The 16476-nt window shown below is 69.5% G+C and carries 17 protein-coding genes; 14 read left to right on the top strand and 3 right to left on the bottom strand.

Annotated features, from left to right (window positions below; translation table 11 throughout):
- Nucleotides 1-17 precede the first annotated feature (17 nt).
- Nucleotides 18-314: a 30S ribosomal protein S20 gene (gene rpsT / locus LXT13_RS12090; protein WP_233372179.1), complete on the top strand. Its 297-nt coding sequence runs from the start codon at nt 18-20 to the stop codon at nt 312-314.
- Between the two features lie 237 nt (nt 315-551).
- Here rpsT and LXT13_RS12095 read toward each other — a convergent pair whose 3' ends face one another.
- The gene (locus LXT13_RS12095) at nt 552-1430 is read right to left on the bottom strand and encodes an alpha/beta fold hydrolase (RefSeq protein WP_233372180.1); all 879 of its coding nucleotides are present in this window, start codon (nt 1428-1430) and stop codon (nt 552-554) included.
- Between the two features lie 70 nt (nt 1431-1500).
- Nucleotides 1501-1830, bottom strand: coding sequence for a DUF3579 domain-containing protein (locus LXT13_RS12100; RefSeq protein ID WP_233372181.1), 330 nt, complete (start codon nt 1828-1830; stop codon nt 1501-1503).
- 147 nt (nt 1831-1977) lie between these two features.
- On the opposite strand from LXT13_RS12100, the gene LXT13_RS12105 reads away from it, so the two are divergent.
- Both LXT13_RS12105 and argF read left to right on the top strand, forming a co-directional pair.
- On the top strand, nt 1978-3183 hold the full coding sequence (locus LXT13_RS12105; protein ID WP_233372182.1) for an aspartate aminotransferase family protein: 1206 nt from the start codon (nt 1978-1980) through the stop codon (nt 3181-3183).
- Nucleotides 3180-4142: an ornithine carbamoyltransferase gene (argF, locus tag LXT13_RS12110; protein WP_233372183.1), complete on the top strand. Its 963-nt coding sequence runs from the start codon at nt 3180-3182 to the stop codon at nt 4140-4142. The genes LXT13_RS12105 and argF overlap by 4 nt, the downstream gene beginning before the upstream one ends.
- A gap of 69 nt (nt 4143-4211) precedes the next feature.
- Here argF and LXT13_RS12115 read toward each other — a convergent pair whose 3' ends face one another.
- Complete coding sequence (locus tag LXT13_RS12115) at nt 4212-4781, bottom strand: PEP-CTERM sorting domain-containing protein (protein ID WP_233372184.1); 570 nt, start codon at nt 4779-4781, stop codon at nt 4212-4214.
- Nucleotides 4782-4973: 192 nt separating this feature from the next.
- Between LXT13_RS12115 and LXT13_RS12120 the strand changes: the two genes are divergently transcribed.
- The 11 genes from LXT13_RS12120 to LXT13_RS12170 all read left to right on the top strand — a co-directional run bounded on the left by LXT13_RS12120 (nt 4974) and on the right by LXT13_RS12170 (nt 16466).
- Entirely contained in the window at nt 4974-5423 is a 450-nt protein-coding gene (locus LXT13_RS12120; RefSeq protein WP_233372185.1) for a copper chaperone PCu(A)C domain-containing protein, read from the top strand.
- 125 nt (nt 5424-5548) lie between these two features.
- The gene (locus LXT13_RS12125) at nt 5549-7831 is read left to right on the top strand and encodes a hypothetical protein (protein WP_233372186.1); all 2283 of its coding nucleotides are present in this window, start codon (nt 5549-5551) and stop codon (nt 7829-7831) included.
- A 150-nt stretch (nt 7832-7981) separates the two neighbouring features.
- On the top strand, nt 7982-8842 hold the full coding sequence (locus tag LXT13_RS12130; RefSeq protein WP_233372187.1) for a peptidyl-prolyl cis-trans isomerase: 861 nt from the start codon (nt 7982-7984) through the stop codon (nt 8840-8842).
- A gap of 8 nt (nt 8843-8850) precedes the next feature.
- Nucleotides 8851-9810: a HupE/UreJ family protein gene (locus LXT13_RS12135; RefSeq protein ID WP_233372188.1), complete on the top strand. Its 960-nt coding sequence runs from the start codon at nt 8851-8853 to the stop codon at nt 9808-9810.
- Nucleotides 9807-10439: a putative 2OG-Fe(II) oxygenase gene (locus LXT13_RS12140; protein WP_233372189.1), complete on the top strand. Its 633-nt coding sequence runs from the start codon at nt 9807-9809 to the stop codon at nt 10437-10439. The genes LXT13_RS12135 and LXT13_RS12140 overlap by 4 nt, the downstream gene beginning before the upstream one ends.
- Nucleotides 10436-12877, top strand: coding sequence for a spermine/spermidine synthase domain-containing protein (locus LXT13_RS12145; RefSeq protein ID WP_233372190.1), 2442 nt, complete (start codon nt 10436-10438; stop codon nt 12875-12877). Before LXT13_RS12140 ends, LXT13_RS12145 begins: the two co-directional genes overlap by 4 nt.
- A 51-nt stretch (nt 12878-12928) precedes the next feature.
- A complete protein-coding gene (locus LXT13_RS12150; RefSeq protein WP_233372191.1) occupies nt 12929-13705 on the top strand; it encodes a metallophosphoesterase family protein in 777 nt (258 codons plus the stop codon).
- Nucleotides 13702-15159 (top strand): bifunctional serine/threonine-protein kinase/universal stress protein, encoded by a 1458-nt coding sequence (locus tag LXT13_RS12155; protein ID WP_233372192.1) that lies wholly within the window; start codon nt 13702-13704, stop codon nt 15157-15159. Before LXT13_RS12150 ends, LXT13_RS12155 begins: the two co-directional genes overlap by 4 nt.
- Before the next feature lie 74 nt (nt 15160-15233).
- Nucleotides 15234-15680 (top strand): Hsp20/alpha crystallin family protein, encoded by a 447-nt coding sequence (locus LXT13_RS12160; RefSeq protein ID WP_233372193.1) that lies wholly within the window; start codon nt 15234-15236, stop codon nt 15678-15680.
- A gap of 20 nt (nt 15681-15700) precedes the next feature.
- Nucleotides 15701-16111: an Hsp20/alpha crystallin family protein gene (locus tag LXT13_RS12165; protein ID WP_233372194.1), complete on the top strand. Its 411-nt coding sequence runs from the start codon at nt 15701-15703 to the stop codon at nt 16109-16111.
- A gap of 28 nt (nt 16112-16139) precedes the next feature.
- A complete protein-coding gene (locus LXT13_RS12170) occupies nt 16140-16466 on the top strand; it encodes a YkgJ family cysteine cluster protein (RefSeq protein WP_233372195.1) in 327 nt (108 codons plus the stop codon).
- Nucleotides 16467-16476 lie beyond the last annotated feature (10 nt).

A 16476-nucleotide genomic window follows, 5' to 3' on the forward strand; every position in this document is an offset into this window, starting at 1 on the left:
CTGGGTATAGATACAGCATGGCAACCAGCTCCAAAGCCAAGAAGAAGACGGTTCGCCTGGCATCGGGCCGCAAGCGCGCTCGCCAGGACGTCAAACTGAACGCCGCCAACACGGCGCTGCGCTCCAAATTCCGCACGGTCATCAAGAACGTGCAAAAGGCCGTGACGGCTGGCGACAAAGCCAAGGCCGCCGACCTGTTCAAGACCGCCCAGGTCGTCATCGACTCCGTCGCCGACAAGGGCATCTTCCACAAGAACAAGGCCGCTCGTCACAAGAGCCGCCTGTCCGCCAAGATCAAGGCGCTCGCCGCCTGACACCCAATCCAGCTCTGGTGCAAGCCAAAGGCCCGCTCTGCGGGCCTTTTGCATTTGTGCTTTCGGCATTGAGCATGCCACACCCAGAGCGGCGCAGATCCGCCCCAAGCTAGACCGCGGGCAATGCGAGAGCAGCCCCATGCGGCGACATCGCCGCCGACATCGCCGCCAAAAGGCACAAGCCCGTCAGTCTCGCCGTCATCAGTCAGGCGAGAGCGGACGAGGAGGCGTGACAGTTCAATGCCACTCGCCCGGCTCGACACCGTGCCGGCTGCGATCCCGGAGCCAGTCGACAACGGCGCGCGCCACCCATTGCGGGTCGTCCAGCGGCAGATCGTGGCCGGCCTTGGTATGCAGGCGCAGCGGCGCCCCCCAGGCGCGGCTGATGGCCTGCGAGCAACGCCAGTCCACCAGATCATCGGCCTTGCTGCACAGCAGCAGCATCGGGGCCGCCGGGCGCGTGCGGCTCGCGCGGTAGCGCAGGCTGGCCAGCAACTGGCGCGCCGTGTTGCGCACGCCCAGCGGATGCTGGCGCTGCAATTCCACCCAGCGGTCGATGACGGCCTGCGGCGGGGTCAGCCGCGTCGTCAGGCTCAGCACACGCTCTTCCCGCAGGCGCGCGCTGAAGCGGCTCAGCGACAACAGCGCCAGGCCAATGTAGTTCAGCGGGCTCCGCTTGCGAAACACCTCGCTGAACGGACGCAGGCTGGGGTTGATCAGCACACCCGCCTCGACTTCCTCCGGATAACGGTTGACCCAGTCACTCAGCACCGCTGCACCGAGCGACATGCCGACGAGGGACAACGGTCCGGCGACGCCGCGGCGGCGCAGTTCGGCACGGCAGGCATCGACGATGGCCGATACCTGCGTCGGGCTGGCCTGGCGGCGCAGCGTGCCGGTGCCGGGCAGGTCCAGTGAGATGACGTCGGTCGCCGGCTGCAGCGCGCGCAGCTCGCGCGCCAGATGCTCCGGGAAGACGCCCCAATGGCCGCTCTCGCGGGACAGCCCGCGCAGCAGCACCCAGCGGCTGTGCACCGCCGACAGCGCACGCGCCTGCACCGCGCCCGGAGCAGCAGACAGAGGATCGACGGCGGCGGCGCGGAGGGTCATCGGCATTGAAAGCTGGTAGCCGCTCAGGATAGCGGCGGCCGAGGCGCCCGCGGCCTGGGATTGACGCTAGTCGCCGTCAGGCACCGGGCTTGTTGTCAGGCAGCAGGCAGGCATCGGCGACCTGCAGGTTGTTGTCACGCGCAAAGTTCATGACGAAGTCCCAGGCCATGGGTTCCAGGCGCTTGAGTTCCTCGTTCACGATGACGCACTTGACACCATTGATGACAGTAGGGACGCACAACGGCGAGTAGCCGATGTGGGCGCCGATGCCGCCACGCACGCCACCCGGGCGGAAGCTCGACATCGCGCCAGCCAGCCGTTCGGCCCAGTCGCTCGGGCGGAAGGTCCGTCCATCCAGTGTCACACCTTGGATGAATACTTCGCGCGGCGGTTGGGCAACGGTCATGGAGGGAAGCAGCGTCTCGGTACAGCGGCTGGCGCTGCAAAAACGGCTATTGTGCCCTGGACCGGAATCCAACTGTTGCGGCGCAGCATTCAGCGCGACGTCGAACCTAGAATCATTGATTCACTTTTGCACAAACCCGGAGACCCGATGAACGCTGTCCCCACCTCGTCCGAACCGCACGTGATGCCGACCTACGGCCGCCTGCCCGTCGCCCTGTCGCACGGCCAGGGCTGCTGGGTCTGGGACACCGACGGCCGACGACTGCTGGACGGCCTCGGCGGCATCGCGGTCAACACGCTGGGCCACAACCACCCGCGCCTCGTGCCGGCGCTGCAGGACCAGATCGCCAAGCTGATCCACACCAGCAACTACTACCGCATCCCGCTGCAGGAGCAGCTGGCCGCCAAGCTGTGCGAGCTGTCGGGGCTGGCCAACGTCTTCTTCTGCAACAGCGGGCTGGAAGCCAACGAGGCGGCGATCAAGATCGCCCGCAAGTTCGGCCATGACCGCGGCATCGAGGCACCGGAGATCATGGTCTTCGAAGGCGCCTTCCATGGCCGCTCGATCGCGACGCTGTCGGCCACGGCCAACCCCAAGATCCAAGCCGGCTTCGGGCCGCTGGTGCCGGGCTTCGTGCGCGTGCCGCTGAACGACATCTTGGCGGTGGAAACCGCCGTCGCGGAGCATCCCGGCCTGACGGCCATCTTCCTGGAGACCATCCAGGGCGAAGGCGGCATCAACCCGGCCCGCGTCGAGTTCCTGCAGGCGTTGCGCCGCATCTGCGACGAGCGCAACCTGCTTCTGATGCTGGACGAGGTGCAGTGTGGCGTCGGCCGCACTGGCAAATGGTTCGCCCACCAGTGGGCCGGCATCAAGCCGGACGTCATGCCGCTGGCCAAGGGGCTGGGCTCCGGCGTGCCCATCGGTGCCGTCATCTGCGGCCCGCGCGCGGCCGACGTACTGAAGGCCGGCAACCATGGCACGACGTTCGGCGGCAATCCGCTGGCCATGCGTGCCGGCTTCGAGACGCTGACCATCATGGAAGAAGACGGCCTACTGGCCAACGCCGAGGCCGTGGGTGCCACGCTGCGCGGCGCGCTGGCCGAAGGGCTGGCCGGCGAGGCCGGCGTCGTCGAAATCCGCGGCCAGGGCCTGATGCTGGGCGTGGAATTGGACCGGCCGGCAGGCGCATTGCTGGGCCAGGCGCTGGACGCCGGCCTGCTGCTGAGCATCACGGCCGACCGCGTCGTGCGCCTGCTGCCACCGCTGATCCTCACCCACGACGAGGCCCGGCAGATCGCCGCCATCCTTGTGCCGCTGATCAAGGCCTTTGTGGCCCAACCCAAGCCATGAAGCCGGGAGACGGACTGATGCGTCACTACCTGCAGTTCAAGGACCTGCGCACCGAGGAATACACCTATCTGTTCGAGCGCGCAGCCATCATCAAGCGCCGCTTCAAGAACTACGAGAAGTACCAGCCGCTGCAGGACCGCACGTTGGCAATGATCTTCGAGAAGGCGTCCACGCGTACCCGGGTGAGCTTCGAGGCGGGCATGTACCAGATGGGCGGCTCGGTCGTGCACTTGACGACCGGCGACAGCCAGCTCGGCCGCGCCGAGCCGGTGGAGGATTCCGCGCGCGTCATCAGTCGCATGGTCGACCTGGTCATGATCCGGACCTTCGAGCAAAAGAAGATCGAGCGCTTCGCCGCGCACTCGCGCGTGCCGGTCATCAACGGCCTGACGAACGAGTACCACCCCTGCCAAATCCTGGCCGACCTGTTCACCTTCCTGGAGGCACGCGGCATGGACCGCCGGGGCGCCATCGACATGGACGCGCTGAAGGGCCGCGTCGTGGCTTGGGTGGGCGACGGCAACAACATGGCCCACACTTGGCTGCAGGCGGCGGAGATCCTCGGCTTCACCGTGCATGTCAGCACACCCAGCGGCTACGAAATCGACCCGGCCGTGGCCGGCGTGAAGGACGCCGGCTGCTACAAGGTCTTCAAGGACCCGCGCGAGGCCTGCGTGGGTGCCGACCTCGTGACGACCGACGTCTGGACCAGCATGGGCTATGAGGCCGAGAACGAGGCCCGCAAGGCCGCGTTCGCGGACTGGTGCGTGGACGCCCACATGATGGCCCGCGCCAAGCCCGACGCCCTCTTCATGCACTGCCTTCCCGCGCACCGCGGTGAAGAGGTGGCTGCCGAGGTCATCGATGGCCCGCAATCCGTCGTCTGGGACGAAGCTGAGAACAGGATGCACGTGCAGAAGGCACTCATGGAGTACTTGCTGCTCGGGCGGATTGGCTGAACCGCTTCCAGCACCCATGACGAAAAGCCGGCTGCTCGCGCAGCCGGCTTTTCATTTGGCGACGACGGTTCAACCGCGACGGCGACGGGCGGCAATCAGCGCGCCACCGGCCAGCAGCAGCGCGACGCTGCTGGGTTCGGGAACGGCGGCGATGTTGTCCAGCGCGGCGATGCCCGCGGTGGCGGTCAGGTCGAACGACTTGGCGGAACCGCCAAAGCTCAGCACGGTCTGCTTCCAGCTGTCATAGCCTCCGGTGGAAGTCAGCGTGATGGAACCCAGCAGGCTGCCAGTACCGTTCACGCCGGAGTAGGCCTTGACGACGGCGGTGTCCGTACCAGCGTAGTAGAAGCTCAAGCCGCCCGTCACGCCGGCGGCGACGTTCATGTAGGCCGCCTGGTTGACGGTACCGTCGAGTTGCGCGAAGGCAATGCCCTGCGACGACGGTGCGTTGCTGTAGAACGGCGTTGCGTCGACGTTCGACAGACCCAGCACGTTGGTGAAGCTCACGCCTTGCGCGGCGTAGGTGTCGTCGACGGGGGTGCCGTAGCCCCAGTCTTGCTCGAAGTCGATGGACAGCGGGGCGGCGGCGAAGGCGGGAGAAGCCAGGCCGAGGGCCAGGGCGAGGGTGGCGAGCTTCATTGAAAACTCCAGGGATGGGAAGGATGGGGCGGCATTGAGGCCGCAGCGTCTGAACGGGGGCGGAGTGTGGTCAGCAAAGACGACAGCCACGTGACGTCTTGAAGGCAGAGCCGCCCTTCAACGCGGGCGGTTCACGCCGCTGTCATCGACAGCTGCCATGGTCCGCGGCCCCTGCCCCACCGCCTTGCCACCATGACCACCCCCACCCTGCCCCGCCGACAGTTGCTGGTGGCGCTGGCCGCCGTCAGCCTCGCCCGCCCGTCGCGCGCCTGCGAGTTCTACAGCAGCCGCATGCGCATCTGGCACCCCTGGACGCGTGCGACGCGCGTCGACGCCGACACCGCCAGGCTCTGCATGCGATTCGACGAAGTGCAGCAAACGGACCGGTTGATCGGCGTCGAGACCCCCGTGGCTGCGGGGGTTCGGCTGGCCGGACCGGGCGCACCTGAGGGTGGCGGCGGGCTGTCGCTGCTGATCCCGGAGGGCCAGACGCTGACGCTCAGCGAAGAGGGCCAGTACCTGGAACTGTTGGACCTGCAGCAGCCGCTGCAGCTGGGCCGCAGCTTCCCGCTGCGCCTGGTGTTCGAGTCCGCCGAACCGGTCAATGCACTGCTCAACGTGGACTACGCCGGCCTGAGCTGACGCCGATCCGAAGCCCTGCATTTCGGGCCACGCGACGTCGCCAAGCCGTCACGCCGAGGTCATGGCCGGTCCATAGCATCCGCCCCGTTTTTGGCCCCCCACTCATCTCCCCTGGAGCCGCTTCCATGACCCACATCCTCACCAAGAGCCAGATCGCGCTGGCCGCCGTCGCCGCCCTGGGCAGCGCCGCCGTCATCGCGCCCAACTTCGCCACCGCTGCCGGCAAGACGCCGGGCAAGTACGTGTCGGGCGACTTCCACAACCACACCACCTGCTCCGACGGCTCGATCTCGATGCAGAAGCTGGTGAAAAAGGTCACCGACAAGAACGACACGCCCTGGGGCCTCGACTGGTTTGTCCAGGCCGGCCACGGCGGCAACGGCAACCGCAACTGCACGCTGACCGAAGACCCGGCCCTGCAGGCCGACCAGGACCTGTCGACGCCCGCCTACCCGACCATCCCTGGTAAGGGCCCCACGACGACCTGGGCCAACAGCATCGGCGCTGCCAACCTCAAGGGTGATGGCGGTGGCGTTGGCGGCACAGGCAACATGTGGCGCTGGCAGTCGCTGCAGGAGTACCAGTACCCCGTCATCGAGTACCTCGCTGCGAAGAAGAACCTGCCGCTGTTCATCGGCCTGGAGTCCGTCGTCGCCGGCCACGAGCACACGTCGATGTCCGTCATCACCGGCCAGATGCCCGCCTCCGTCGACACCGCCACGCTGCCGACGACGCCCGGCTACACGGCGCTCGGCAACGCCACGGCGCTGGCCCAGTGGTCGTACTGCTTCGACCGTGGCGACACCGACACCAGCCGCGGCAACACCACCGGCACGACGACCGGCAACAACTGGAACTGCGCCAACCCGGCCAGCGCCGACTCCACGTCCGCCACGCTTGGCTGGAACGACGCCGCCAAGAAGCTGCTGCCCGCCGGCGGCACCGGCACCGGCGAGCGCGGCCACCTGAAGACGGTGGAAGCGCTGAAGTGGATGGCCAACTTCCACGGCCAGCAGAGCTACTACGTGCCCGCCCACCTGGAGCGTGCCGGCCCGTTCAACCCGAACGGTAACAACGGCTTCAACATCGAGCACCTGCGCAACTTCAACAACGCCGCACCGAATATCGCCTTCGGCTTCGAATCGCAGCCGGGCCATGGCGCCGCCAACAACCGCGGCGAGTACCAGGTCAAGCGCAACAACTTCGCCGGCTTCGGCCTTGTCGACTCCGTCGGCGGCACGACCTACGGTGGCACTGGCGTGTACGCCGGGCAGATCGGTGGCGTGTGGGACGCGCTGCTGGGCGAAGGCCGCAACTGGTGGTTCTTCGCCAGCTCCGACTGGCACAACCGCGGCCAGTTCGGTCCGGATGACCGTCGCTCGTCGCAGGACTTCTACCCTGGCGAGTACCAGCGCACCCACGTGCTGGTGCGCAACGGCGCCGACAAGCTCCGTCCGCAGACCATCGTCGATGGCCTGCGCACCGGCAATGCCTGGTCGGCCACCGGCCAGCTGATCGACCGCCTGGCCTTCGTTGCCTGCACGTCCTACGCCGGCGTCGGCGCCCGCACCAACGCCTCTGTTGAAGCGATCGCGCTGGCCGCTGCGACCAACGCCACCGACATCGACAAGGCCGGCTGCGCGACGATGGGCGAAAAGCTCACTGCCCGTCCGGGCGCCGACATCGTCGTGGCCGTCGTGCTGCGTGATCCTGCCGGCACCAACTACTCGCCTTACAGCTTCCCGAACCCATCCCTCGCCCAGATCGGCATCACCCAGCCGATCAACAAGCCGGTGCTGGACCACGTGGACGTCATCGGCGGCAAGGTCACCGGTTATCGCACGCCGGGCACGGCCGGCTACGCCGGCGAATGGCCGCGCAATACCGACTGGCTGAAGACCGACGGCACGACGACGGGCCTGGCCAACGTGCCGGACGCGGCGAAAAACCTGTCCGCTGCCATCCTGAAGACCTTCAGCGGAAATGGCGCGTCGGCCTGGACGGCGGTGCAGTCGGGGGTGGACAACACGACCTTCCTGAAAATGAGCTTCCGCATCCCGGCGGTGCAGGCCTCGCAGTACGTGCGCCTGCGCGGCAGCAACCTGCCGGCGGCCGTGCCCTACGAGACCGACGCCAGCGGCAACCCGCTGTCGGACATCTACACCAACGCCAACGACCCGTCGATGCTGCGCATCCCTTGCAACACCGTCGGCACCAACGTGCCGGCCACGGGTGCCACTTGGACGCAGGACAAGGGCACCATCGACGGCTGCCCGTCCCACCTGGCGACGGTCAATGGCCAGAAGTACGTGTCCTATGACGTGGCGGCCTGGTCGGACCTCTGGTTCTACAGCAACCCGATCTACGTCGAAGTGGCCAACTCCTTCACCGTTGCCGGCGTGAAGTAAGCCGTCTCAGGCCTGGCCTAAGGGGCGCCGCAGCGATGCGGCGCCCTTTTTTCATGGGTGGCTTCGCCGCTGGAGGCGGCACCCTGTCGTCGTTTTGTCTTGCGGCGTCGCTAGCATGCGCCGCCTGTCGATCCTTCCGGTCCCTGCCCCATGTCCGCCCAGCTGCCCCTGACTTCGGCCACCACGCAAGCGCCGCCCCACCGCCCGGGCCTGCCCGGCTGGACGCGCGAGCCGCTGCTGCACTTCGTGCTGCTGGGCGCGGCGCTGTTCGGCGCGGATCGCCTCGTCAACGGTGCGGCCGGCTCGGCGCAGGAGATCGTCGTCGGCGCCGACGTGCAGCAGGAGGCGCGCGAGCTCTTCAAGGCCCAGCGGGGCCGCGAGCCCAGCGCGGAGGAGATGGCCGCGCTGCGCAAGGTCTGGCTCGACAACGAGGTGCTGTACCGCGAAGGCCTGGCGCTGCAGCTCGACAAGGGCGACACCGCCATCCGTGAGCGCGTCATCTTCAAGGCGCTGAGCGTCGTCGACGGCGGCACCAAGCTGCCGCCGGTCTCCGACACCGTACTGCGCAGCTGGTTCGAGAAGCACCGCGAGAAATACGACGAGCCGGAGCGCTTCGACTTCCAGGAGGCGGTGCTGGAAGGCAATCCCGACGAAGCCGCCGTCCGTGCCTTCGTCAACCAGCTCAACAACGGCACGCCGGGCGACGCTAAGGCCGGCCTGCGCGTCTTCAAAGGCCGGCCGCACGGCAATCTCGTGCAGAGCTATGGCGACGACTTCGCGAAAACGCTGGAAAAGGCAACACCCGGCCAATGGCTGGCGCTGGGCTCGCGCGAGGGCTGGCGCGCGGTGCGGCTGGATTCGACGTCGCCCGCCAAGCCTGGCAACTTCGACGCGCTGCGGGGCGTCGTGCTGCAGGACTGGACGGACGCGACGCTGGCCGAGCAGCGCAGCGCGGCCGTCGCGGCGCTGGCCAAGAAGTACACGATCAAGGTCGAGGCGACGGCCCAATGAGCTGCGCCATGAGCCGCATCTTCATCGCGCTGCGGGCCGTGCTGATGCTCGTACTGGCGGTGGCCGCCCTGCCCGCGCCGGCCCACGAGATGAGCATGGCCGAGATGCAGCTGCGCGAGACGCAGCGCGGCGTGTTCACCTGGCAGTGGATGGCCGGCGAGAAGCGTCCCATCTCGCAGGACCTCACGCCGGTGTGGCCCGAGCGCTGCACGGCCGAGGCCAACATGCTGCGCTGCGGCGAGCAGGGTCTGACCGGCACGCTGTCCGTCAAGGGTGTCGGCGAGCGCTATTCGGCTGCCGTCATCAAGGTCTTTTGGCTGGATGGCGAGAGCCGCGTCTACACGATCACCAAGGCCCAGCCGACGGTGCAGCTCTACGGCGCCGCCAACGACCCGCGCGGCATGGGCGAGATCGCCAGCGCTTACACGCTGCTGGGCGTGGAGCACATCCTGGGCGGCGTCGATCACCTGCTGTTCGTCATCGGCCTGCTGTTCCTCGTCGGCTTCCAGCGCCGGCTGGTCTGGACGATCACGGCCTTCACGGCCGCGCACAGCCTGACGCTGGCCAGCAGTGCGCTCGGGCTCCTGACGTTGCGCTCCCCGCCGGTGGAGGCCACCATCGCGCTGTCCATCGTGCTGGTCGCCAGCGAGGCGCTGCACCAGCGGCAGACGCTGGCGCGGCGCTGGCCGGCCGTCGTCGCATTCCTGTTCGGCCTCGTGCACGGCCTGGGCTTTGCCGGCGCGCTGAAGGACATCGGCCTGCCGGAGAACCACCTGCTCGTCGCACTGCTGACGTTCAACGTCGGTGTCGAGATCGGCCAGCTGATGACGGTGGGCGCCTGCTGGTGCATGTGGCGCCTGACGGCCCGCTGGCCCGCCGCGCAGCGGCTGCGCACGGCGCTGCTCTACGGCATCGGCAGCGTGGCGGCGTACTGGTCGTGGCTGCGCATCGCGGCGGTGTTCGCATGAGCGGCCAGGACGAAGTTGTCGGGCTGTTCCCGACGCCGGTCATGCGGGCGCCCGGCGTGCTGCCGCCGGCGCTGGTGGACGCGCTGGTGACTCATTTCAGCGCCCAGGCGCTGCAGCCCAACAACAGCTCCGACGCGTTGTCGCACACGCGAATGCTGCAGCCATCGGACAGCCCGCTGCTCGTCGAAGCCGCGGCGCTCATCACGCCCAAGATCGCCGAATTCGGCCGCCACCTGTTCGGCGAGACGCTGGGCTGGGCCATCAAGGAGATGTGGGTCAACGTGCTGGACACCGGCGGGCGGCAGTCCATGCACAACCACGCCAACAGCTTCGCCTCGGGCGTGGTGTACCTGACCGAGACACACGACTCGGCGCGCACTGTCTTCATGAAATCGCCCGGCGGCAACGACTTCTCGCTGAAGAACGACCATGCCGGCGTCGTGACTGGCCCCTACAACGCCGAGAAGTGGGTCAGCCCATCGCCCAGCCCGGGCGATCTGATGCTGTTCCCGAGCTACCTGATGCACGCCGTGCCGCCCAACGCCGGCGAGCGGCGCATCACGCTGGCGCTCAACGCCATCCCCACGCGGCTGGACAGCTGGGGCTACAGCTTGAGCTTCAACGGTTGAGAGCCATCGCCCTGGCACTGATGGCCGCGTCCGGCTTTGCCGGGCTGGGCTACCAGATCGTCTGGACGCAGCAGTTCGGCCTCGTGCTGGGCCATGAGTCGGCCGCAGTCCTCGCCGTCGTGGCGGCATTCTTCGGTGGCCTGTCGCTCGGCGCGCTGTGGCTCGGGCGGCGCATCGAGGCGAGCGCGGCGCCGCTGCGCTGGTATGCCGGCTGCGAGGCGCTGATTGGCATCTGGGGCGCCGTGCTGATGGCCATCATGCCGGCAGCCAGCGGCGCCGCGCTGCAGCTCATCGGCCCGGACGCCACGCCGCTGTGGCAATGGAGCGTCGCCTTCGGCGCGAGCCTGCTGCTGTTGCTGCCCGCCACCGCCGCGATGGGCGCGACATTGCCAGCGATGGCGCGGCTGGGTACGGCCGGCGTGGCGCCGCTGTACGCCGCCAATACGCTGGGTGCCGTCGCAGGCGTGCTGGCCACGGCGTTCTGGCTGATCCCCGATCTGGGCCTCACGCGCAGCGCCGGGCTGTGCGTCGGCCTCAACCTCGGCTGCGCCGCACTGGCCGGCATGGCTCTGCGATCGCGCCCGATGTCGCCCTGTCCCCCCCCGCGCCCGGATGGGGCGCTGTGGCGGCTCGCTGCCACTGGCCTGCTCGGCATCGGCTACGAGGTACTGGCCGTGCGCGTGCTGAGCCAGGTGGCAGAGGACACGGTCTACACCTTCGCGCTGCTGCTGGCCGTCTATCTCGCCGGCAGCGCGCTGGGCGCCGCAGCCTTTGCGCGCTGGCACCGGTTGCGCGACCGCGCGGCGCTTCTGCAGGCGCTGGCCGCCAGCGTGCTGCTGGGCATGGCTGCGCTGTGGGGTGCCGAGGCGCTGAAGCAGGCGCTGCTGACGCTGTTGCCGCCGACACTGGCGAGCGCACTGGCCGCCGAGGCGCTGCTGGCGATGGCGGTTTTTGCACTGCCCACGCTGCTGATGGGGGCGCTGTTCTGCCAGCTCAGCGCCGAGGCGGCGAACGCGGGCCAGCCCTTCAGTCGGGCGCTGGGCGTCAACACGCTGGGCGCGATGGCCGCGGCACCGCTGTTCGGCGTCGTGCTGGCGCCGGCCCTCGGCCCGAAGAGCGCGCTACTACTCGTCGCCGCGGGCTACCTGTTGCTCGCACCGGCCTGGCGACGCGCCAGCTGGTGGGCGCCGGCGGGCGCCGCGGTGGCGATCGCGCTGCTGGCGCCGCCGCTGGCCTTCATCGCCCTCCCCGACGGCGGCCACCTGCTGAGCTACCGCGACGGCCCGATGGCGGCCGTCAGCGTCGTCGAGGACGCCGATGGCGTCGCGCGCCTGCGCATCAACAACCGCCAGCAAGAAGGCAGCAGCGCGACCGTGCTGGTTGACGGCCGCCAGGCGCTGCTGCCGCTGCTGCTGCATGGCGCGCCGCAGCGCGCGCTGTTCCTCGGTGTCGGTTCCGGCGTCACGTCAGGCGTGGCCGGACGGCTGCCAGGCCTGTCGGTCGACGCCGTGGAGCTGCTGCCCGAGGTCATCGAGGCCACCGCGCTGTTCCGCCCGGCCCTGGCTTCAGTGGGAGCCGGCCCGGCGCCGCGACTGATCGCCGCCGACGCGCGCCGTTATGTGCGCACTGCGGCCGGGCACTACGACGTCATCGTCTCCGACAACTTCCATCCCGCCCGCAGCGGCTCTGGTGCGCTCTACACGGTCGAGCATTTCCGGGCGGTGCGCGAACGGCTGGCGCCTCAGGGGGTGTTCTGCCAATGGCTGCCGCTGCACCAACTGGACGTGGACACGCTGCGCAGCATCACCGCCGCCTTCCTGCAGGCGTTTCCCGACGGCGCCGCGCTGCTGGCCAGCAACAGCCTCGACACGCCCACGCTGGGTCTCGTCGGCCGGGCCGGCGGCACGCGCTTCAGCGCTGGCACCACCAAGCCGGACATGGCCACCCCCTTCGGCCTGGGGGACGACCTCGCCGTGCTGGGCAGCTTCATCGCCGACAACGCGTCGCTGCGCCGGCTGGCCGCCGACGCGCCGATCAACACCGACGACCGCCCATGGGTGGCGTACCGGGCGCCTCGCGTCACGTACGCGCCGGAGACGACACCCCGCGACCGCCTGCTCAACCTGCTGGCGCAGGTCAGCGTAGAGACGACCAGCCTGCTCACGCGCCCTGACCTTGCTCCACGCCTGGACGCCTATGCCCGCGCCCGCCATGCCTACCTTGACCTCGGCCGGCGCACGGCGCCCAGTGCCGATCCGGCCGTCATGCTGACGCGCGTCGGCGCGCCACTGCTGGCCGTGCTGCGCCAGAGCCCGGACTTCCAGCCGGCGGCCGAGCCGCTGCGACGGCTGGCCCGGGCCCTCGCCGCACGCGACCCCGCCGCCGCGCGTGAGCTGGGCGAGGCCCTGGCCAGCATCCGTCCCGATCTGGCGCCATAGAAGCGCTGGCGCTGTCGGGCCGGCGTCAGCGCTTCATGGCAAGCTGTCGGCATGCGCTGGGCTCTCATCACCGACATTCATGCCAACCGCCAGGCCTTCGAGGCCGTGCTCGCCGACGCGCGAGCGCAAGGCGTGACCCACTACGCCCTGCTGGGCGACTTCGTCGGCTACGGCGCCGATCCGGCCTGGGTGGTCGATGAGGTCATGGCGCTCGCCGCCGATGGCGCCATCGCCATCCAGGGCAACCACGACGAAGCCGTCGTCAACGGCAGCATGCCCGGCATGCACCCGGACGCCCGCGCCGTCATCGACTGGACACGGGCCCAGTTGAACGAAGACCAGCTGCGTTTCCTCGGCCGGCTGCCGCTGCAGGCGCATGGCGAGCCGGGGCACTGCCTGTTCGTCCACGCGAATGCCTTCGACCCGGCCAGCTGGGAGTACGTGCAGGGCCGCGCCGAGGCGGTGAAAAGCCTGCACGCCAACAATGCGCGCGTGCAGGTCTGCGGCCACATGCACGAGCCCATGCTCTACCACCTGTCGGGCACCGGCAAGGCGGGCGACTTCCGGCCGCTGTCGGGCGTGCCGATGCCGCTGCCGGGCCACCGCCAGTGGCTAGCCATCCCGGGCTCCTGCGGCCAGCCGCGCGACGGCAATCCGGCGGCCTGTTATGCGCTTCTGGACCCGGCCAAGTCCGACCTGGACGACGCCCGCATTACCTTCCAGCGCGTGGCCTACGACGTTGAAGCCGCCTGCGCGGCGCTGCGCGCCACGGCCATGCCTTCCGCCATCACCGAGCGCCTCGCGCGCCGCCTCACCCTCGGCGAATGAGCACCACCACCGCCTCCCCCACTCCGGCACCGCCCGCGCCGCTGCAAGCCGGCCAGGTGCTGGACGGCTTCCGCCTCGAAGAGCGCCTGCACCAGGGTGGCATGGCCAACCTGTGGCGCGTCAGCCGCGCCGACGGGTCGGATGACGGCTTCGAGCTGCTGATGAAGGTACCGCGCATCAAGGGCGGGGAGGACCCGGCCACCATCGTCGGCTTCGAGGTCGAGCAGATGCTGATGCCGCAACTGAGCGGCCCGCACGTGCCCCGCTACGTCGCGCGCGGCGACTGGACGCGTCAGGCTTTCATCGTCATGGAGCGCATCCCCGGCGACACGCTGCGCCCGCGCCTGGACGACGCGCCGCTGCCCCCGGAGGAGGTGGCCGACATCGGCGCCCGCGTGGCCACGGCGCTGGCCGCTCTGCACCGACAACATGTCGTGCACCTGGACGTCAAGCCCAGCAACATCATGTTCCGGCCCGATGGCACCGCGGTGCTGGTGGACTTCGGTCTGAGCCGCCATGCGCAGCTGCCCGACCTGCTGGAGGAGGAGTTCACGCTGCCCATGGGCACCGGGCCCTACATGAGCCCGGAGCAGGTGCAGTTCGTGCGCAGCGACCCACGCAGCGACCTGTTCGCACTGGGCGTCATGCTCTACCACCTGTCGACCGGCGAGCGCCCCTTCGGCCAGCCGAACTCCGTGCGCGGGCTGCGCCGGCGCCTCTATGTGGAACCGGTCCCTCCGCGGGCCATCCGCCCCGACGTGCCGCCCTGGCTGCAGGAAATCATCCTGCACTGCCTGGAGGTCCGGCCCGAGCGCCGCTACCAGAGCGCGGCGCAGCTGGCGCTGGACCTGCGCGAGCCCACCGGCGTGGCGCTGACGGCGCGCGCGGAGCGGGTGCAGGCCAGCGGCGCCATCCGCCACCTGAAGCGCTGGTTCTTCGCGCTGGGCGCCGAGCCCGCGCCCGTCCAGCCGGTGACTGAGCAGTTGGCCCGCAGCCCCATCGTCATGGCGGCGGTGGAGATCGAGCGAGGCACGAACGAATTGCGCGCCCAACTCTGCGAGACGGTGCGCCGCATCATGCTGACTGAGCCGGGCGCCCGGCTGGCGTGTGTGGCCGTCATGCGCATCAACCGCATCGGCATCGACGAGCTGACCGACCAGCACGGCCAGAGCCTGCACGTGAAGCAGCTCATCGCCCTCAAGCACTGGGCACGGCCCATCAGCAAGGCGCTGAACCTCGAGGACGGGCGGCTGACCTTCCACGTGCTGGAGGCGCCGGACATCGCCGATGCACTGGTGGACTTCGCGCGGCGCAATGGGGTGGACCACATCGTCATGGGCGCCCGCGGCGCGTCCCCGCGGCGGCGCTACCTCGGCAGCGTGTCGGGCCATGTGGTGGCCGAGTCGGACTGCACGGTCACCGTCGTGCGCGAGCCAGCGCAGCCGACCTCTTGAAACGTCGCAAGCCGCTCCTAATTCGGCGGTGATGCCCCGTGGATGCGGGCATCTCGAACTGAAAGGAGGCTTGCATGTACTCGTCACTCTGGACCTTTCCACCCAGCTTCTTCGCCGACGTCGACCGTCTGAACCGCGAGTTCGATGAGCATTTCGGCGGCCTGGCCGCGCCATCCAGCATCCGCTCGACCGCGCCCGGCACCTTCCCGGCGATCAACGTCGGCAACACCCCCACCAGCGTGGAGATCTACGCCTTCGCGCCCGGCCTGGATGCCAGCAAGATCGACGTAACCGTGGACCGCGGCGTGCTGAGCATCTCCGGCGAGCGGCCCGCCGCGGCCCAGGCCGAAGGCGCGCGCAGCTACAGCCGCGAGCGCTTCAGCGGCAGCTTCCGCCGCGCGATCACCCTGCCCGACGACGCCGACGCCTCGCAGGTGAACGCCACCTACCGCGACGGCGTGCTGCGCATCAGCATCGCCCGACAGGCCGACGCCCAGCCGCGCCGCATCGCCGTCCAGTAACCCTCAAAGGAGCCATCGCCATGAGCACCCATGCCGTTCAAACCGACAACGCCCCCTCGCGCGCGCCGGCCCGACCTGGCGCGGAAGGCGACGCCACGCAGCGCGCACTGCTGCCCCGCGTGGACGTGAGCGAGGACGACACCGGCATCACGCTGCTGGCCGACCTGCCGGGTGTGGCCCGTGAGCAGCTGGCGCTGCAGGTCGAGGGCGACACGCTGCTCATCGAAGGCAGCGTCGCCGCCGCGACGCCGGGAGGCCTGGAGCCGGTCTACGCGGAAGTGCGCGTGCCGCGCTTCCGCCGCTCGTTCACGCTGAGCCGCGAGCTCGATGCCTCGCGCATCGAGGCGCAGCTGCGCGACGGCGTGCTGACGCTGCGCATTCCCAAGCAGGCGCACGCGCAGCCGCGCCGCATCGCCGTCAGCGCGGGTTGACCCGCGGCGGCCTGCCTAAACTCGCCGCATGAGTGACAACCCCTGCCTGCGCTGCGGCGCCTGCTGCGCGAGCTTCCGCGTGGATTTCGACCGCAGCGAACTGGAGAGTGAAGGCGGGCGCGTGCCGGACGGCCTGGCCGTCGAGCTGACCGAGCGCCTGGTGCGCCTGCGCGGCACCGACCATGCCCAGCCGCGCTGCGCCGCCTTCAGCGGCCAGGTGGGCGTGAAGGCGAGCTGCGGCATCCACGAGTGGCGCCCGTCGCCGTGCCGCGAGTTCGGCGAGCGCGCGCCGATGGGCATCGGTGATGACGCCTGTGCGCGGGCACGCGCCCGGCACGGCCTCGCGCCGCTCTGAGCGCCGGCCC

The organism is Pelomonas cellulosilytica, from assembly GCF_021353265.1.
In the GTDB taxonomy this organism is placed as follows: domain Bacteria; phylum Pseudomonadota; class Gammaproteobacteria; order Burkholderiales; family Burkholderiaceae_C; genus Pelomonas; species Pelomonas cellulosilytica.

Coding starts and splice junctions, on each gene's coding strand:
- rpsT (WP_233372179.1), top strand. CDS start 18: ATGGCAACCAGCTCCAAAGCCAAGAAGAAGACGGTTCGCCTGGCATCG.
- LXT13_RS12095 (WP_233372180.1), bottom strand. CDS start 1,430: ATGCCGATGACCCTCCGCGCCGCCGCCGTCGATCCTCTGTCTGCTGCT.
- LXT13_RS12100 (WP_233372181.1), bottom strand. CDS start 1,830: ATGACCGTTGCCCAACCGCCGCGCGAAGTATTCATCCAAGGTGTGACA.
- LXT13_RS12105 (WP_233372182.1), top strand. CDS start 1,978: ATGAACGCTGTCCCCACCTCGTCCGAACCGCACGTGATGCCGACCTAC.
- argF (WP_233372183.1), top strand. CDS start 3,180: ATGAAGCCGGGAGACGGACTGATGCGTCACTACCTGCAGTTCAAGGAC.
- LXT13_RS12115 (WP_233372184.1), bottom strand. CDS start 4,781: ATGAAGCTCGCCACCCTCGCCCTGGCCCTCGGCCTGGCTTCTCCCGCC.
- LXT13_RS12120 (WP_233372185.1), top strand. CDS start 4,974: ATGACCACCCCCACCCTGCCCCGCCGACAGTTGCTGGTGGCGCTGGCC.
- LXT13_RS12125 (WP_233372186.1), top strand. CDS start 5,549: ATGACCCACATCCTCACCAAGAGCCAGATCGCGCTGGCCGCCGTCGCC.
- LXT13_RS12130 (WP_233372187.1), top strand. CDS start 7,982: ATGTCCGCCCAGCTGCCCCTGACTTCGGCCACCACGCAAGCGCCGCCC.
- LXT13_RS12135 (WP_233372188.1), top strand. CDS start 8,851: ATGAGCCGCATCTTCATCGCGCTGCGGGCCGTGCTGATGCTCGTACTG.
- LXT13_RS12140 (WP_233372189.1), top strand. CDS start 9,807: ATGAGCGGCCAGGACGAAGTTGTCGGGCTGTTCCCGACGCCGGTCATG.
- LXT13_RS12150 (WP_233372191.1), top strand. CDS start 12,929: ATGCGCTGGGCTCTCATCACCGACATTCATGCCAACCGCCAGGCCTTC.
- LXT13_RS12155 (WP_233372192.1), top strand. CDS start 13,702: ATGAGCACCACCACCGCCTCCCCCACTCCGGCACCGCCCGCGCCGCTG.
- LXT13_RS12160 (WP_233372193.1), top strand. CDS start 15,234: ATGTACTCGTCACTCTGGACCTTTCCACCCAGCTTCTTCGCCGACGTC.
- LXT13_RS12165 (WP_233372194.1), top strand. CDS start 15,701: ATGAGCACCCATGCCGTTCAAACCGACAACGCCCCCTCGCGCGCGCCG.
- LXT13_RS12170 (WP_233372195.1), top strand. CDS start 16,140: ATGAGTGACAACCCCTGCCTGCGCTGCGGCGCCTGCTGCGCGAGCTTC.